15 protein-coding genes and 1 CRISPR repeat array are annotated in these 17,427 nt (G+C 41.1%); of the genes, 2 read left to right on the top strand and 13 right to left on the bottom strand.

Translation table 11 applies throughout. The annotated features are described in order from the left end of the window. Positions 1-52: 52 nt before the first annotated feature. Positions 53-1,411 carry an MATE family efflux transporter gene (locus ACTNB3_RS10775; RefSeq protein ID WP_441017266.1) on the bottom strand — a complete coding sequence of 453 codons (1,359 nt, stop codon included), beginning with the start codon at positions 1,409-1,411 and terminating at the stop codon, positions 53-55. A gap of 204 nt (positions 1,412-1,615) precedes the next feature. Further along, positions 1,616-2,824, bottom strand: a complete 1,209-nt coding sequence (locus tag ACTNB3_RS10770; protein WP_441025543.1) for a Gfo/Idh/MocA family protein — start codon at positions 2,822-2,824, stop codon at positions 1,616-1,618. A gap of 205 nt (positions 2,825-3,029) precedes the next feature. Between ACTNB3_RS10770 and ACTNB3_RS10765 the strand changes: the two genes are divergently transcribed. After that, positions 3,030-3,890 (top strand): AraC family transcriptional regulator, encoded by an 861-nt coding sequence (locus ACTNB3_RS10765; RefSeq protein WP_441025540.1) that lies wholly within the window; start codon positions 3,030-3,032, stop codon positions 3,888-3,890. Positions 3,891-3,913: 23 nt separating this feature from the next. Here the strand turns inward: ACTNB3_RS10765 and ACTNB3_RS10760 are convergent, their stop codons facing one another. The 10 genes from ACTNB3_RS10760 to cas3 form a co-directional block, all read right to left on the bottom strand. Continuing rightward, on the bottom strand, positions 3,914-5,617 hold the full coding sequence (locus ACTNB3_RS10760) for a M3 family oligoendopeptidase (protein WP_441025537.1): 1,704 nt from the start codon (positions 5,615-5,617) through the stop codon (positions 3,914-3,916). Between the two features lie 277 nt (positions 5,618-5,894). After that, positions 5,895-7,983: direct repeats of the CRISPR family, unit length 32 nt; unit sequence ATTTCAATCCACGCTCCCGCGAGGGGAGCGAC. Between the two features lie 179 nt (positions 7,984-8,162). Next, on the bottom strand, positions 8,163-8,453 hold the full coding sequence (gene cas2, locus ACTNB3_RS10755) for a CRISPR-associated endonuclease Cas2 (protein WP_427820664.1): 291 nt from the start codon (positions 8,451-8,453) through the stop codon (positions 8,163-8,165). 11 nt (positions 8,454-8,464) lie between these two features. Then, on the bottom strand, positions 8,465-9,496 hold the full coding sequence (gene cas1c, locus ACTNB3_RS10750; RefSeq protein WP_427820663.1) for a type I-C CRISPR-associated endonuclease Cas1c: 1,032 nt from the start codon (positions 9,494-9,496) through the stop codon (positions 8,465-8,467). Next, positions 9,493-10,155, bottom strand: a complete 663-nt coding sequence (cas4, locus tag ACTNB3_RS10745; RefSeq protein ID WP_427820662.1) for a CRISPR-associated protein Cas4 — start codon at positions 10,153-10,155, stop codon at positions 9,493-9,495. The genes cas1c and cas4 overlap by 4 nt, the downstream gene beginning before the upstream one ends. Beyond that, complete coding sequence (cas7c, locus tag ACTNB3_RS10740) at positions 10,155-11,045, bottom strand: type I-C CRISPR-associated protein Cas7/Csd2 (RefSeq protein WP_427820661.1); 891 nt, start codon at positions 11,043-11,045, stop codon at positions 10,155-10,157. The genes cas4 and cas7c overlap by 1 nt, the downstream gene beginning before the upstream one ends. Beyond that, entirely contained in the window at positions 11,046-12,776 is a 1,731-nt protein-coding gene (cas8c, locus tag ACTNB3_RS10735) for a type I-C CRISPR-associated protein Cas8c/Csd1 (RefSeq protein ID WP_427820660.1), read from the bottom strand. Beyond that, complete coding sequence (gene cas5c, locus ACTNB3_RS10730; protein WP_427820659.1) at positions 12,773-13,435, bottom strand: type I-C CRISPR-associated protein Cas5c; 663 nt, start codon at positions 13,433-13,435, stop codon at positions 12,773-12,775. Before cas5c ends, cas8c begins: the two co-directional genes overlap by 4 nt. Positions 13,436-13,454: 19 nt before the next feature. Beyond that, on the bottom strand, positions 13,455-13,895 hold the full coding sequence (locus ACTNB3_RS10725) for a hypothetical protein (protein ID WP_427820658.1): 441 nt from the start codon (positions 13,893-13,895) through the stop codon (positions 13,455-13,457). Further along, a complete protein-coding gene (locus tag ACTNB3_RS10720) occupies positions 13,879-14,346 on the bottom strand; it encodes a DUF3990 domain-containing protein (protein ID WP_427820657.1) in 468 nt (155 codons plus the stop codon). The genes ACTNB3_RS10725 and ACTNB3_RS10720 overlap by 17 nt, the downstream gene beginning before the upstream one ends. Positions 14,347-14,582: 236 nt before the next feature. After that, positions 14,583-16,721, bottom strand: coding sequence for a CRISPR-associated helicase Cas3' (gene cas3, locus ACTNB3_RS10715; RefSeq protein WP_441017278.1), 2,139 nt, complete (start codon positions 16,719-16,721; stop codon positions 14,583-14,585). Between the two features lie 291 nt (positions 16,722-17,012). Between cas3 and ACTNB3_RS10710 the strand changes: the two genes are divergently transcribed. Then, positions 17,013-17,183, top strand: coding sequence for a hypothetical protein (locus ACTNB3_RS10710; RefSeq protein ID WP_441025534.1), 171 nt, complete (start codon positions 17,013-17,015; stop codon positions 17,181-17,183). 102 nt (positions 17,184-17,285) lie between these two features. Here ACTNB3_RS10710 and ACTNB3_RS10705 read toward each other — a convergent pair. Beyond that, on the bottom strand, positions 17,286-17,427 hold a 142-nt coding region (locus ACTNB3_RS10705), incomplete at its 5' end, for a zinc ribbon domain-containing protein (RefSeq protein ID WP_441017401.1).

The raw sequence follows: 17,427 nt of genomic DNA, 5'->3' as shown, positions 1-17,427 counted from the left end.
CATTCTTCCAAAATTCAAGTACGCCGAGTCTTTATCTTCTTTCAAGATAAATTTATTCCGACACAGGTTGTTCGAATTTCTTCATGTCATGCTTCATAATGTAGAAATACATCACCAGAAGCAGACTTCCTGCCAATACCCACGCGGCAGGACTTGCAAGGCACACACCCACATAGCTTTTTCTTCCGGCAGCGACCACGGCGACTACTCCTCTTCCGATCAGTTCCGCCACCCCTGCCATCATCGGCATGAGTCCATATCCCATTCCCTGGATTCCGTTTCGGTATACATTCACGATCATAAGCGGGACAAAAAACATCACCACACATTTCAGATAAATATCCACCGACTGCATAATCGTATTGACGTTATCAGAAACGAAAACATATGTCATATATTTTCCAAAGAACGCTATGAGCAATCCAATCACTGCCGAATAAACGCATCCCATCATTGTGACTGAGCGAAATCCCTGATGGATTCTTTTTACTTTTCCGGCACCGATGTTCTGCGCCGAATAGGTCGCCATCGTTGTTCCCATCGCCACATATGCCTGATTTGCAATTTGTTCCACTTTCCCTGCTGCGGTAAATGCTGCCACTTGCACGGATCCCAGCAAATTCAATGACGTTTGTACCATCATACTTCCGATCGCTGTGATGGAATACTGAAGTGCCATCGGGAAACCCACTCTGAGTTGATTCCATATCAAATATGATTTGAACCGGAAGTCATCTCGTTTCAAATGTAAAACAGATACCTTTTTCACAATATAAACCAGGCATAAAACCCCCGAGATACCCTGCGCTGTCACGGTTGCCCATGCGGCCCCTGCCGTTCCCATTTTACATACAATAATAAACACAAGATCCAACACGATATTCAGGAGTGCCGCCAGTATCAGGAAATACAACGGAACCTTACTGTTCCCCAGCGCTCTTAAGATGCTCGACAGCAGATTATACAGCATCTGTGCAAAAATTCCCGCACAGATAATCATGATATAGACATAAGCATCCTGAAATATATCCTCCGGTGTCTTCATAAACCGTAGGAGCGGCTTCATAAATGCCATACTGACCACGGTAAGAAGTACAGACATCAACGTAGAAAGTATCGTCGCACTCGCTACTGTCTGGCGCATTGCTTTCATATCACCGGCTCCGAATTTCTGTGCAGTAAGCACCGTAAATCCGGCCGTCATCCCCATCACAAAACCAAGGATCAGAAACATGATCGTTCCGGTGCTTCCCACTGCCGCCAGAGCACCTGTTCCCACAAACTTCCCGACGATCACCGTATCCGCCATATTATAAAACTGTTGAAATACATTTCCAATAAAAACCGGGAGTGTAAATTCAAAAATAATCTTCCCGGGGCTTCCTGTTGTCATATCTTTCTGTAATGCCATGCTCTTTTGCTCCCCTTCTCATATATTGCTATCGTTCAAGCGACCGCCCTCCTGCTTTTCAAGTGCTATCGGAGAGCGGCCGCTTTCTTTCAAAATTCACAAATGCAATTATAAGAAAAATAATAGCAAAGCACAATTGACGTTTTTACAAAAAATATAGGAAAATACAATCTGTTTTTCGTAAGAATGATAAACCGGTAACAATTACTCCCTTGGAAGGATCTCACTATCCCACTTTCCATTTGTGAAATCCGGAATATCCACCACTGCTCCGCCTCTGGCAATAGACATTTCCGAAAGTACAGTAATTGCCATCCACGAAGCGGCATCGTAAACATCGATTGGCATAGGTGCATTTTCTCGAAGTGCACGGAAGAAAGTCCTAAATTCCAACCAGTCCATTCCATCATGTGTTCCCTGAACTCCTTCGGCAAGATACTCCTTCCAGACCGGATGCTCATACTGTTCTTCATAAAGGTGAGCATTGTTTATATTTGTCTTTCCCCAGTCAAAATCATGGGCAATATCCTCTTCTCGGTCCAGAAATACAGAATCTGTCACTTCCTCATACATTCCCGCGGTTCCCCGTACTGTAAAATTGCGGGTATAATATCGCGGCAAAGTTGTATCCAGTGTCAGCACAATCGTTTCACCCTTTGCACATTTAATGACCGTCGTCACGACATCTCCCTGTGTAAAAATCTGGTTCTTCAGAAATTCATCTTCAGGTTTATTCTTTAAAATGTAATCACGAAGTCCGGACGCCTTTGAAGCCGTTGATGTCAGTGTCAGCATACGATTTCCATGATTGATATTCAATATTTTGGCAATCGGTCCCAGATCATGTGTCGGATAGTTGTCACAGTTTCTTGACAGGTAATTTCTGAGGCGATAATGCCTGTTCTCTTTTCCAAATGTAACTTCCTTCCTGAGATCATGCTGGTATCCACCGGCGCAGTGCACGATCTCGCCAAATACGCCCTGCTGTACCATATTGAGTACCATCATTTCGCGTCTTCCAAAACAGCAGTTTTCCAAAAACATAAACGGTGTCTTTGTCTCTTCATAGGCTTTTACCAGATCCCAGCACTGATTCAATGTATAGGCCCCACCTACTTCCATCGCCACCGCTTTCCCCGCATACATGGCAGCAATCGCAATCTCCACATGGCTTTCCCACGCAGATGCTATGATCACCGTATTCACTTCTTCATCCCGAATCACATCCTCCGCATCTGTATATACATGAGGTCTGTCCTGACCCGCTTTTGTCACCAGTTCCGCTCCATTTTCCGCCCGGTCAGCGTAGGAATCACAAACCGCCGTCACATGTTCTCCCTGTCCAAGCACAATGTCTTCCAACAAATTGGCTCCTCTGCTTCCGAGTCCAATAAATCCAATCTTGATATCCATTATATCATTCTCCTCCTTTATCCCCATAAGATTCACTTTTCAATTTTTCTGAACAATGCTATAATATCACCATAAAAAAGATATATCTATAGCTCATTAGCTCATATATATGTATTTTTAGCTCATTTTATATACAAAGAATATGGGAACACTAAATCGCAGCATGCAAATGCAGAATCTGACACAGATACGGGAGAATATCGGTATGCAAAAAGAAAACATAGTCTGGATGGCCTATCATATTGAAGAGCAAATTAAAATAAATAGTCTTTATTCATTATTTGAAATGCATTATAACAATGGGTATGCTTTTCAAGGGGAAACCCACAATTTCTGGGAATGCCTTTACGTCATGGACGGCAAAGTCTGCGTCTCCGGAGATGAGCGTGTTTACAACCTTACACGCGGTAATATCGTATTTCATAAACCGATGGAATTTCATAAATTTCTTATTCATGGGGAAGTCGGTGCCGATCTGCTGATTTTCTCATTTTCTGCCGAAGGATCACTTACTTCATTTCTCAAAAACAAAGTATTTGCTCTGTCCGAATCCGAAAAAGAGATTATTTGCCGGATGCTCTCTTATATGAGATCCGAGGCAGATAATCTCTCTTCTTCGAATTCTAAAGGCATTGACTACCTGGAGTCTTTCGTTCACTCCCCCGCTTACTTTCAGACAGTGAGTACCTACATTCAGCAACTGATTCTTCATTTGTCCGAAAATGGAGTCGTATCCTCCACTTCCTCCGCACCGGATGCGGTATGCTTCAGCAGAGCAATCAGTTACCTGAACAGCAATATCCATCGCCAGCCGTCCATATCAGAAATAGCCAGGTTCTGCAACATCAGCGAAGCAGGAATTAAACGCATTTTTGAGAAGTTTGCGGGAATCGGCGTCCATAAGTATTTGATCAAACTCAAAATGAAGACCGCTTCCGAACTCCTTCAGGATGGAGAAAGTGTGTCTTCTGTCGCAATAAAGCTTGGTTTTAACAGCCAGAGTTATTTTTCCCGCGCTTATAAAAGGGAAACCGGCAGAATACCCTCCAATGAAAAACAAAAATAAACACGCTAAAGCAATGTCTGTTTTTATTGAATCCCTCCCAAATCGAACTCGCTCAGCCATTTCTTTGCAGCTTCCGCCACTTTCTTCAGGCAGTTTTCGTCAAACGGGCTTACCATTCCCGCATGCTCCAGAAGTTCCGTAAACACACGGCTTCCTCCCTGTCTGGTATATGCCATGTAGTGTTCCCACGCATTCTTCTGGTCTTCCTGAATCATTGCCCAGAACTCCAGAGCCACCGTCTGTGCAATACAATAATCGATATAATAGAATGGAAGCGAATAAATATGGTGCTGTCTCTGCCATCCTTCTCCTTCACTGTAAAATGGAATCTCGCCGTCCAGTTTCATCCATGGCATGTAAATTCCCAGCAGTTCTTTCCATACTCCGTGCCTTTCCTTCGGTGTCATATCCGGTTTTTCAAACACAATGTGCTGGAAATGATCCACCATCGTTCCATACGGAATGAATGTCAGTGCACCGGCGAGATGGCTGTACTTGAACTTACGGGTGTCTTCACCAAAAAACCCGTCAGCCCACGGCCATGCGAAGAATTCCATAGACATAGAATGTACTTCACAAGCTTCCATTCCCGGCCAGATCTGGCTGTACGGTACCCGGTCGCGATTCAGCCAGGCCGCAAATGCATGTCCCGCCTCATGTGTCACGACTTCCACATCTCCCTGGGTACCATTAAAGTTCGCGAAAATAAACGGCACTCCATAGTCAGCAATGCTTGAGCAGTAAGCTCCGGCTTCTTTTCCAGGCGTTGATAATACATCAAGAAGTTCCTGATCCAACATGGTGTTGAAAAATTTGCTGGTCTCCGGAGACAGTTCATCATAGAATTTCTTGCCTTGTGCAAGAATATCTTCCGGCTCTCCGCACGGCTTTGGATTACCGGAACGGAACTTCAGCGCCGCATCCGCAAAACTCAGTGGATATTCCCTTCCAATACGTTTCGCCTGCTCTCTGCATACCGCATCCGCTACCGGCACAAGATATTTCACAACCGCCTCACGGAATCGACCAACCTCTTCTTTCCCATAACAATTTCTCTGCATTCTATAATAACCAAGTTCGGTATATCCGTCATATCCCAACTTCCTTCCAATCTGGTCACGCACATGAACAAGCTGATCATACAGATCATCCAGTTCCTTCTGATTATCCTTGTACCACTGCCCCTCCGCTTTCCATGCTGCAAGACGTCTGTCATCGTCCGCATCATTTTTAAACGGTGCCATCTGCGAAAGAGTATAAACATCCCCCTCAAACGGAATCTGCGCTGATGCAAGCAACTTCTCATACGTCGTCGCCAGCTCATTTTCCTTCTGCAGATCCGGGATGATCTCCGGTGCAAATGTCTTCTTAGCCATTTCTGCTTTTATAAACATTACATTACCGTATTCTTCTTCGAACTGTGGACGGAACGGGCTTTCCAGCATTGCTTTATTCCATTCCTGACGGTATTCTTCCAGAACCGGTCCCGATGTATTCCAGAACTTCATCTCGTCATCATAGAATTCATCCCTGGTATCAATAGAATGGCGGATGGATACCAGTGACTCCATGGTATCTACATGCTTCTCATACGTTTCCCTCTCAAGAAAAACAGCCTTCGCACTTTCATAGCTTTCCGCCCTTGCCAGACGCTCATTAAACTCATTTAATTGCACCTTAACCGCCTCAAGATCCGGGCGCTCATAAGGCATTTGTGAAAACTTCATTTCTTTGATCTCCTTTAGTGTTTCATGATTTTTCCATAAATCATGGTAACATATTTGAATAAGAATCACAATAGGATGACTGGGGGACGGGTACATAGTTACGGCTCTGAAGCCGAGGGGCGCTGGTCGTGGCAGGGGTTGGTGTCAAAAGCTATGTTTATAAACAATTAATACATTTTTTTAATACAAGGCTTTTAACCCAAGCATCGTAACAAAATGAATGTCTCTTTGTTAAATTATACAATACACACTTACCACAGCGGTACTCGCTTTCATTGTATCAATCCACGCTCCCGCGAGGGGAGCGACCTTCTTCCTTGACGAAATGGATGCAAGTATTCCAATTTCAATCCACGCTCCCGCGAGGGGAGCGACAGTGGGGTGCTGACATAATGAACGAAGCAAGAATATTTCAATCCACGCTCCCGCGAGGGGAGCGACGAGGTACAGAGAGGATTTGACAACCAGAATGTGATATTTCAATCCACGCTCCCGCGAGGGGAGCGACGTTCTGCATGATGTCACAGCAACACTGACTTAACTGATTTCAATCCACGCTCCCGCGAGGGGAGCGACCGATGGGGGCTATGAGCATTCTCGAATACCGAATATTTCAATCCACGCTCCCGCGAGGGGAGCGACATCTACAATCCATCCTTTTTCCCAGAATACACAACATTTCAATCCACGCTCCCGCGAGGGGAGCGACTAGCACCACCACTAAAACTTGCATCACTACCTGCTATTTCAATCCACGCTCCCGCGAGGGGAGCGACGGAATCGCCGCAACATCAAATGCAGACGCTTTTAATTTCAATCCACGCTCCCGCGAGGGGAGCGACCAAATTCGATAAACTCATCAATATCTTTCTGAGAATTTCAATCCACGCTCCCGCGAGGGGAGCGACTTTGTCTGTTCGCAGATAATCGCAACCCCTTCGAAATTTCAATCCACGCTCCCGCGAGGGGAGCGACGTCACTCACACCCACACACAAACATATGTATATATAATTTCAATCCACGCTCCCGCGAGGGGAGCGACCGTGTTTCAAAAAGCTTGATATCTCCAACGATTCTATTTCAATCCACGCTCCCGCGAGGGGAGCGACGGACCAGCTTCCAGCTGTTACAAATCCGAAAAATATTTCAATCCACGCTCCCGCGAGGGGAGCGACCTCTCCGGTCTCCAGATTTTTTGTTCTTTTGATTGATTTCAATCCACGCTCCCGCGAGGGGAGCGACTGATATGTAATGAGAGTTATTACAGAAGTAAGAGATTTCAATCCACGCTCCCGCGAGGGGAGCGACGACCTACTTTGTAGGTAAGGATGTGGCAGAAGCGTTATTTCAATCCACGCTCCCGCGAGGGGAGCGACCGGGTTCTGTACAACACCTTCGGTAAATAATTTATTTCAATCCACGCTCCCGCGAGGGGAGCGACGAGATATATTCACTTTCATTCAGCAGTTTTATGATTTCAATCCACGCTCCCGCGAGGGGAGCGACCGTTCCGGCTGTAACTGGAGACGAATTTCCACGATTTCAATCCACGCTCCCGCGAGGGGAGCGACCCAGTTCCGTACACACTTTATCGAACTGATTGCAATTTCAATCCACGCTCCCGCGAGGGGAGCGACCTGGTTGACGCATTCTATCAGTGCTACTCCGATGGATTTCAATCCACGCTCCCGCGAGGGGAGCGACTTATATGACATAATTTTGATGATTGCTTTTGACTATTTCAATCCACGCTCCCGCGAGGGGAGCGACTAACAGCGTAGTTGAGCGTACATATGTATTAGAAATTTCAATCCACGCTCCCGCGAGGGGAGCGACGATGCTCGTTGTATTCAGCATATTCTGATATTTTCATTTCAATCCACGCTCCCGCGAGGGGAGCGACGATCGTTCCGCTTCCAAACACCGATATCTGATCATTTCAATCCACGCTCCCGCGAGGGGAGCGACCTGGTCTCCATATTTCATTCCACCTACTTTCAAGATTTCAATCCACGCTCCCGCGAGGGGAGCGACCGTTTTCCCGTCTCCTCCCGCATATGCATGTAGCATTTCAATCCACGCTCCCGCGAGGGGAGCGACAACGATCTGATTGACATATACAGAGATTGGATAGCATTTCAATCCACGCTCCCGCGAGGGGAGCGACTCCTGGTCAAGTATCTGTCAGATGTGGAAAACATATTTCAATCCACGCTCCCGCGAGGGGAGCGACGGTACTAGAGGGAGGTGATAACGATGAGCAGAGAATTTCAATCCACGCTCCCGCGAGGGGAGCGACAAATACCGCAAGTGTTATGGCGTTGTCAGACAGTATTTCAATCCACGCTCCCGCGAGGGGAGCGACAGCAAAATTGCACACATTCGCAATATTTTTTCAGGGAATTATGTGAATCTTGTCAAAATCTGCAAATAACGCTTACAAATTATAGCTTTTTCTACTTAATTATATGTTTTTTGCAATCATTTTCAAGTGCGAATCAACTAGTATTTTCTTGTTCACTGATAATTCGCACCAACTAATAACTACAGAACCAGTACATCGTCTATTGCAATTCCGCGTTCTACACCTATACTTTCAACTTTTGCTTTATATTTATTTCCTAAATAGTAAAACCTTAAACTATCTACTTCTGGATCAATAATATCCGACAACACTGATTTTAACTGGATGCATTGGGCATTATCAAGCACACATTCAAATACTGAATTCTGTACACGTCTACCATAATTCACACATTGCTTTGCAACTTTTCTTAATCTAGTTTTACCCGCAGATGTTTCTGTGTTTACATCATACGTAATTAATACCAGCATAAACTAATCCCTCACTTCCATAAAAAAGGTGGATACGCATCTAAATCTCCTCTCAAATATCTTGCCAGCAACATAGCTTGAACATAAGGTACCATTCCCCACTCAACCTTTTCCTTTAGAAAAGGATGTGTGAGAGTCTCACGCTTTTTATTCTGCCATTCCACTAATACAATTTTTCTGGTTTCATCATCCATCAAAACTGCACCATTCTCCTTTTTCTTGAATCCTTTTCCCGAGATCATTTTTTTATTTATCAAAGATACTACAAACCGGTCTGCAAGAACCGGACGCAATTCTTCGATCAAATCCAGAGATAACGAGACTCGTCCGGGGCGTTCAGTGTGAAGACATCCCACATATGGATCAAGACCAACCGTTTCCAATGCAGAAGTAATAGTATTGGTCAATAACGTATACACAAATGAAAGTAATGCATTTACGTTATCTGTAGGAGGCCGCTTTGTCCTTCCTTGAAAGAAAAAGTCTTTTTTCTGTTGAAGAATCAATTCATCAAAAACGCCAAAATATATTTGAGCCGCCTGCCCTTCAAATCCACGTAACTGTTCCTTTGCCCCACAATCGCGTACATCATTTAATGAATTCTTCAGATTTTCTGATGCCTTTTTCATTTTCTCAACATCCACCTGTAAACCATGATCCCGCGTTGCTCTCTCTAACACCCATCTGGCATTATATATTTTCCCAATAATACAATTCTTTGCAACATTCAAGCTGGTTTCATCATTCAGAAAACTCCTATATTGCTGTTCACGTAAAATCACATTCCCTTTGACTTTTCCACTTACTCTTGCCAAAAATTTCCCCTGAGGTGACAAATAACATAAAGAAATATTTCTGTCTGCACATGCTCCCATCAGCGCCGGACTTGTCCCTTTATATCCAAACGAAACGATTCCTTCTAAGTTATGCAGTGGAACTCTTCCTTTCTCACACCCGTTCTCTGAAACAACTACATTTTCCCCATCAAGAGACACATAACTGTCTTCTGATGTAATATACAATGTATTCAACAATTTTTTCACTGCAAATCCCCCAATGCCTGCTCAATATACTCACTTACTGTAGATGCTTTCTCCATTTTGGGCATACATATATCCTTTAATGAACAAGAATTACACCTTTTACTATATTTCACTTTTGGTGTATACTTATCTGCATAATATTGATGCATTTCTTTTACCATATCTTTTACATGTTTCCTTAATTCGCCGGTAAATTGAATAATTTCTCTTCTTCTTGTTTCTCCATAAAAAAGTGCGCCTTCTGAAATATCCGTAGAGAACATTTCCTCCAAACACAATGTCTGTGCCGTCAATTGCAAAATATCTTCTTCGGACTCCTTAGGTTTTCCTTTTTTATATTCTATCGGATATATTTCAAAAAATCCTCTATGCCCATACAACTTTACTCCCTGCTCTTTTTTGTGAAATTCTACTACATCGCATTCTCCACTTATTCCGAGTAAACGTGAAGAAATCGGAAGTGCTCTTGTAATAAGCACATCCTTTCTCTTCTCTGTCAAGTATGGATCATGCGCTTTTTTATGCATTAATTCTCCAATCACTGTATGTTCATTTTCTGCCCATTGTTGTTCAATATGGATCAAGGCCCATTGTCTTCTACAGAAGCTAAAATGTTGAATCCCAGAAATCATCAAATATTCATCTTCTCTGTATTCCATTATATTTTCCTTATCAATTCCACTGTATCCGGTATCATATCTTCGCATATATTGATCGTATAATCCTGATATTTTCTCGGATATACAACCTCTTCCTTCCTTTTCACTTCCACAGAGTCGAACAATTTATATGCCGGGCAATCTCCCAGTTCCTTACTATGCTTAAACACAATTAATTCGCGAACAGCCATCTTTCCCCGTGCTGCGGAATGGTCGTTCTCAAACATATTAATAATCGCTTCCCACAAAAGTTCTAAATCATCCTCTGAGAATCCTGTCACTTTTCTTGCAAGATTTGCCGAAATATATCCTTCTACTCTGTACAGAGCATACGGAACAATATTTTTACGTCCCATTTCTGTACTTTTATTCTCAGCATCTTTTTCGGTAGTAATTGCCACTCTGGTTATCGTAACTTCCTGACTTACAATCGGATCAATACTCCTTGCAAATCCAAGTTGCACCGGCCCCCTTACCTGCCCACAATTTAATGAAGCCTTTACAAATGTAGTCATGACTGCTCCAAATGTTCGAATGTCATAAAAATTTCGACACATGAAATCCCTGATTTTTAAATCGGCATCGGGATCTTTCTTCTTCAGTTCTTTCACTGTCTTTTCATTTACCCCAAGATATTCAAAAGCTTTATTATCACTTCTGTTAAGGGGAACATCTTCTTTAATATATATACTATAACCTGGTTCATCCTCTTTTACTGTCTCAACATAATTTCTTATTTTACGTTTCAAGCACACATCCGTAATCAGTCCATATCCTGTCTCAGGATCTATTCTCGGCATATTGCCCGCATCAGGATCTCCATTTGGATTTCCATTTTCAATATCAAATAAAATTACAAATTCGTGTCTGTTTTTAATTACCTCACTCATTTATTCTTCCTCCTTTTTTTCATATAATTTCTGTACTTGATGATAATATCCTAAAATAAAATGCCCCTGTTCTTCTAGTGTAAGACTTTTAGGAAATTCTGTTATTTTCCCCAGCAGTTCTGCCAGTACACCTTCAAAATATGCCTTTCTCCATTCTTTTTGTCTTCCTATTTTTCGAAGATGGCTGTTCTTTAGTTTCATCAAAATCGGAAAGACTGAAGCCGGATTTGAACAAGCTGAATTGAAATATCTATCTTTTATCGTTGAATTAATCTCCGGGCTGGCATCCTTCTGTATGTATTCGAGTATTGCAAAAATTCTCCCCAACACATATGCCGTATCATTTGCCTCCTGATTCAATACCACAAAATCCTCCTCCTTTTCTAATGCCTTATTTTGAATTAAATATGCTTTTATAATCGAAGCTCGTCCCCATGTAATCCTCCCTTGCTCTGCTCTAACCCTTATCAATATATCGTTATATAGACTTTCAGGATACCTTCCATTTTCCAGGATTGCTCTTAAAACCGCTCCCGGAAGATTCGGTATCGGCTTTTTCTCTTTAGCTTTTTGATTAACAGTCTCATTTAACATGCTTCCAACACCTAAATATTCCCGTTTTTCCCAGGACGGTTTTACCAATTTCATTCTATTGTAATGCTTTTGAAGATGATCCAGTATCTTTCCAAAACTGTCCTCATAAAAAAAGCGGACTGCCAATCTGGCTGCATTAGGCGCCAATCCCAAAACATAAAATTTTTGATTGATATTCAATTTGATTCCATTTACATCAATTGCCCGTCGTTCTTTTAAATTCTTGAAAATACTTTTTATTATTTCCTGATTATCATCTCGTGGTTCTAAGAATCCACATAACAGATCTTGATATACCTCTTCTCCATCTTCTGCCCAAAACACAACCGTTGTATCTCCAAATTGAAAAACATAATCTCTTTGTGCCAAAAGATAATTTAACGCTGTCGTATAAGCAAATGCTGCATATCTTCCTACCGGTGCATTGTAACTCTGCTCTTTTCCATAAGATTCAAATGCAGGGGCATTAAAAGATACCAGCGCCGCTCCACTGGATTGTGCTCCTTGTACACCTTTTATCGTCGAATGGATTCTTGCAATTTCATCTTTTTTTCCTGTAACAAGGCATGTCCCCGACATTTTTCCTTCTTCCTGATTCAGAAAATCTTCCCATGCCGTATGTATCGCCCCATCATCCTGTGCTTCGTTTTCATTCATTACGAAAATCAAATTACCTCCATCCGTAATGTCTTCCCATATTTCTTTTAGCTTGTCATGCTCTTTTGCATTCTCCGGATTCCATGTACAAAAAAAATTTCTTATGGCTTCTGCCATCTCTCCGCTCACTGATTTCAATATTTTTAAATGCTTTTCTTTAGAAGCTTCAAAACATTCCTGCACTCTTTTCCCATTTCCCGATGTGTCAACTCCCAAAATGTATTTCGAGTTATCACAAAGGAAATTAGCCAGTACCCCTGAAGAACGGGAAACTGTCTGTGGAACCGTTCTGTATACAGGTACCAGTACCTTTATTTTTCCTCTTTCCATCTCCTGTTTTAGAGTTATCACTCCTTTTATTCTTCCATTTACATCCAGATTCAAAGCATAGGACACTTTCGCTTGACACCATCCTTGTGCTGCGACTTTGTTATTATCCAATAACGCTTCATAATAATTCACCAATGCCTGCAGAATCATCGAATCACCTCACAGTCTTTCAAATCGATCACTCCTTTTTTCATAATTGCCCTGAAAAACATAGGCTGGATATTCTCTGGATTCGAATAATCCATATCATAGAGCATAAATCCCAAATCCCGTTCATCCTCATCCGAATAAGCTGTATGAATTTCCTCTTCTTCGCACAAGCAAAATCTTACCGGGAATTCTCTGCATCCAAAATACGGCGTATGAAAACACTCCCCTTTCCTTAATCTCCGCATAATAATGTCCTTAAATTTCCCAGAATTATCACTGATATTTGCCTTATCCGTCATTTCAAAATGTGCTTCAATAACATATTCCACATTTCGAAGCAATATGGAAGATCTTTGTACAATTTCTGCTTTACTGCTAAGATAAAGCCTTTTAGGACTCCCATTATACACTGGTAATACATTATTAGCCGATACCTTGCTCTTTACTTCATTCCTTCTGACACTTGTGAATTGTATTGGTTTATTTACATAAATCTTATCAATAATCCATCTCATCCCAGGATGCCAATAGACTGCTTCCAGAATTCCTCTGGCTGCCGAAGGTGTCATGACATCATAAGAACATCTTTCCACTTTCATCTCCGGTCTACTGAATAATGCATAGTCGCCCCATACTTTTACTCTAACACCTTTTGCCATGGACATTCATCTCCTTTTACTATAAAATCTCCCCTTTTCTATAACATGCCGCAATATAATCTCGTGGCTGAAAATAAAAGTCTGTGTTGTAATCAGAAATTTTCTCATCAATCCACGAATGATATACTTCCCAGATCCCCTCAACTATATCCTCATCTGAATAGCTGTCCTCAATCAGTCTTTCATAGACTTCTCCTATCGCCCAATAATCCGGTATCCGAAACCTACATTCTCCGACATTATCAAAGGTTCCTGATGTCATCTGACATTCATTCATAAATTCGTATGCGACCTTTTCTATTGGCTCACAGTGTAATATATCTGAATATTCGTAAATTCTTTCTAAAGTTTTTTGCCCCAGTTCGTCAAGGATTTCCTCTCTCCTTTTCTTCTGAATTCTTCCTATATATTCAATCAGACTGCATGTATAAAACAATTTATTATTATTTTTTGCGCCCATATACTTCCTCACTTCCAAGAAACGTTAATGTATCTAAAGCTGAAATCGTATGAAAACTTATTTGGTGGGTCGGATGATTAAATCTTGCCAATTCCCAAAAAGCCGCTCGCGAAATTTTTTTATCAATAAAATTTTGAACATAATTAAAAATTGCATCATCCGCCATTGGTCCCTCTACAATGTCAAAGGTATGTGATTTTCCCAATCTACATGCAACAATAAAATCCAACCACTCTTCCGTCATCGTATCAAATTTTAAATATTTCAATTCCGCATTTGGTACATAATCATACTTATTTACGTACCCTTTGTTTCCATATCTAGTTGCCCACCGTTCCGCCTGCATTTTATATTCAGTACAATAAAAGCCAAAATAGAAATCCTTGTTAAATACAGCTTTCCTTATTTCTGGATATTCTACTACCTCTTTGCTTCCATGATATAAAATCATAATATCTCCTTTCCTTAATACGATTTTTCATCTTAATTTAACATAATACTACAATACAATTCTAAATATTGTCAATATCTATTTTACCATTTGACAAGTTATTTGTTCTTTCATTTTTTAATATCATATGATATAGTGAAAGAGTCTTTTGGTTTTTCCCAATTGTGGATTGAAATATCTTTATTTATCATTAACTGTTAATGGAAAGGGAAGTGCATATTGCACTTCCCTTTCCATCATATTAATATTGCCTCACCATATTCACTATCCAATGTAAGCCCCATGTCATCTGTATATTTTCCCAGAGAATTCAAAACATAGCAATCCGTCTTGGAATCCTCTGTTATTTCACCCAGCATTCCTAACGCGTACATCTTATTAAAATCATTTTCATAAACATTGACACAATAATGTCCCATTTTCCGCACAAGTTCTTTCGTGAAGCCTTTGATTCTTATTTGTGATAATAGTATCTGCGCTGCCTCTTCTTTTGGGACAAGAATAGATTTTGTTTTTTCCTCAATCAACTTGAATTCTCTGGCGGCACTAGCAAACTGAAAATTTCCTTTTCTAAACTTTTTCAATATTCCTTTTTTATCCAGACTATCTCCGCGGAAGTGATACAACATTTCGAAATACTGTTCTATCGTATTCAACTCTTCCAGATTTTTGTTTTCTTCAAGCAGACCTTCTGTTACTTCCATTTGCTGTCTCTGCCCTTGCACATATTCCTGTTGATCCAGTTTAAAAATATACGTAAAACATTCTGTTTCCGTTCTTTTACCTTCTCGGTTACATCTGCCTGCTGCCTGTATAATAGAATCTGCTCCAGCCAGCTGTCTGTATACCGTCTGAAAATCCAGATCCACCCCAGCTTCCACAAGACTTGTAGATACCACAATACATTTTTCCTGTTTCTGCAGCCGTTCTCTGATTTCATTCAGCACTTTCTTTCTATGAACAGGATACATAGCTGTTGACAGATGATAAACGCCTTCTCTCTTTATACGCTGATAAATATTTTGGGCACGTTTTTTTGTATTTAGAATACAGAGTGCTTGATTTTCCTGTTCCAGTCTTTGAATCAATTCGCTTTGCGTTATCTTGTCGAGATTTTTCACAGAAACACGTTTAAAAAAAGAAAATTGTTCATCCATTCGCGCACACAATTCCCTAATCTTTATTTCCGGTGATAATAATTCTTTTAACGCAGGCTGTGTTGCTGTGCATAATACAATGCTGCTGCCATAATAACGCAATAATTGTTCCAGTACACTTATACATGGTTTCAGATAATCATTTGGAATCATTTGCGCTTCATCAAAAATAATAACACTGTTAGTCATGTTATGTAATTTTCTGCACTTAGATGGCTTATTTGAAAATAAGGACTCAAAAAACTGTACACTCGTAGTTACTATGACTGGCTTATCCCAATTTTCCGTCGCAAGCTGCATCGGTTTCAATTCCTCGTTCAATTCATAATCAACGGCACAATGACATTCTAATACATTATCTTGTCCCAGTATATCGGCAAATATCTTTGCATTTTGCTCAATAATACTGGTATATGGAATCACATATATGATTCGCTCCATATGATGTTCTTTTGCATGCTTTAAAGCAAACGCAAGCGAAGAAACCGTTTTCCCGCCTCCGGTCGGAACAGTAAGCCGAAAAATCCCTTTTTGTTCTTTCCCCATCTCTAAACAATGCTTTAGAATTTCTGTTCTTCTCCCGTTTATTGTGTTTAAATCATCGTTATCAAGCCATCCGGAAATATGTGATTCCAGCTTTTCAAATAACTTTTCTATAGGCTCCCCATTATTTCTGATACTTTCCCCATCCATAAATCGTTCTGTATCAAGATAATCCGCATCAACAAGACAGGAATAAATCATTCTTATCAACATACTTGCAAAGAAATCCAGATTTTCTCCTTCAACTGGTTGAAAAGGCAAATTCTTTAATTCGGGGATTTCAATTTCTTCCGTAAATCTCTGGTAATCTTCCAGACTCTTTTTAAGTCTCCCCAGCATTGTTCCTTGTGTACTCATATCACTAATGCCACCCGTGTCAGGCAAACCTGCGTGATGTCCCGCAATACAATAACTCAAAAACTGATGTGCTCCTTTTTTATCCCAACACACTTTTGCTCCGGCCGTAGAATGGTCTACCTTTTCTTCATTACCATGAAGTCTTTCCTGGAATTTTAGGGAATATTTTCCTATGTCATGCAAAAGTCCACAGCAATATCCCCATTCATATGCACCAAAATTATCTGCAAATTTCCCAGCAAGCTCTGCTGTGTTCTTTAAATGTTCTTTTAACAATTGCTCATCATGTTTGGCATTTATATGTGCTAAATATTTCATATTCTAAACTTGCCCCAGTGTTTCATGATTTTTCCATAAATAATGGTAACATACTTGAAAAAGAATCACAAGCACTCAATGCGGAGAGCTGTATTTTTCCAGCTGTTACTTTTCTGTATATCTTGCACTTTCCATCTACTCATGCTATTCTAACTTTATCAAAACACAGCAGGATTCTACCTGCTATTTTTCTCGCCGTAAGGCATCTCATTTTCGGTGCTTCCCTTTCGAGGCAATAACCCGCTAATGATGAAACAAACAATATTATTTTTTACCAAGGAGGATTTGCCTATGTCAAATAATTTGCACACTCTATTCCCATTTTTACACACGCGAGAAGCACTTTTACAAGAAATCCATATGCACAAACATCTGCTTTCTCAATTCGAAAGCTGGCAAAAAGAACAGCAACAAGAATTCGTGACATGCTCCCACTACTTAAGCCCTAAAGCTTTGAAGTAGGGGCTTCTTACTCAATAGCCCGATAGGGCTAAGTATCAATAAGCTATCTCCGCGTGCCCCGCGGTTCTTTTCTGCCCGGTTACGGGCATATTTCAGCCGCAGTTATGCGCATAAAATTCTTTTTCCTTCTTCTCGGATATTGATCGCTGCATTCACATCCCGATCCATCCGATTCCCGCACCCACATTCATAGATCCGTTCTGACAGTGACAATTCTTTCTTGATCTTTCCGCATTTGCTGCAG

The organism is Bariatricus sp. HCP28S3_D3 (assembly GCF_052065755.1).
In the GTDB taxonomy this organism is placed as follows: Bacteria; Bacillota; Clostridia; order Lachnospirales; family Lachnospiraceae; genus Allocoprococcus.
This window is presented reverse-complemented; position numbering and strand designations above follow the sequence as displayed.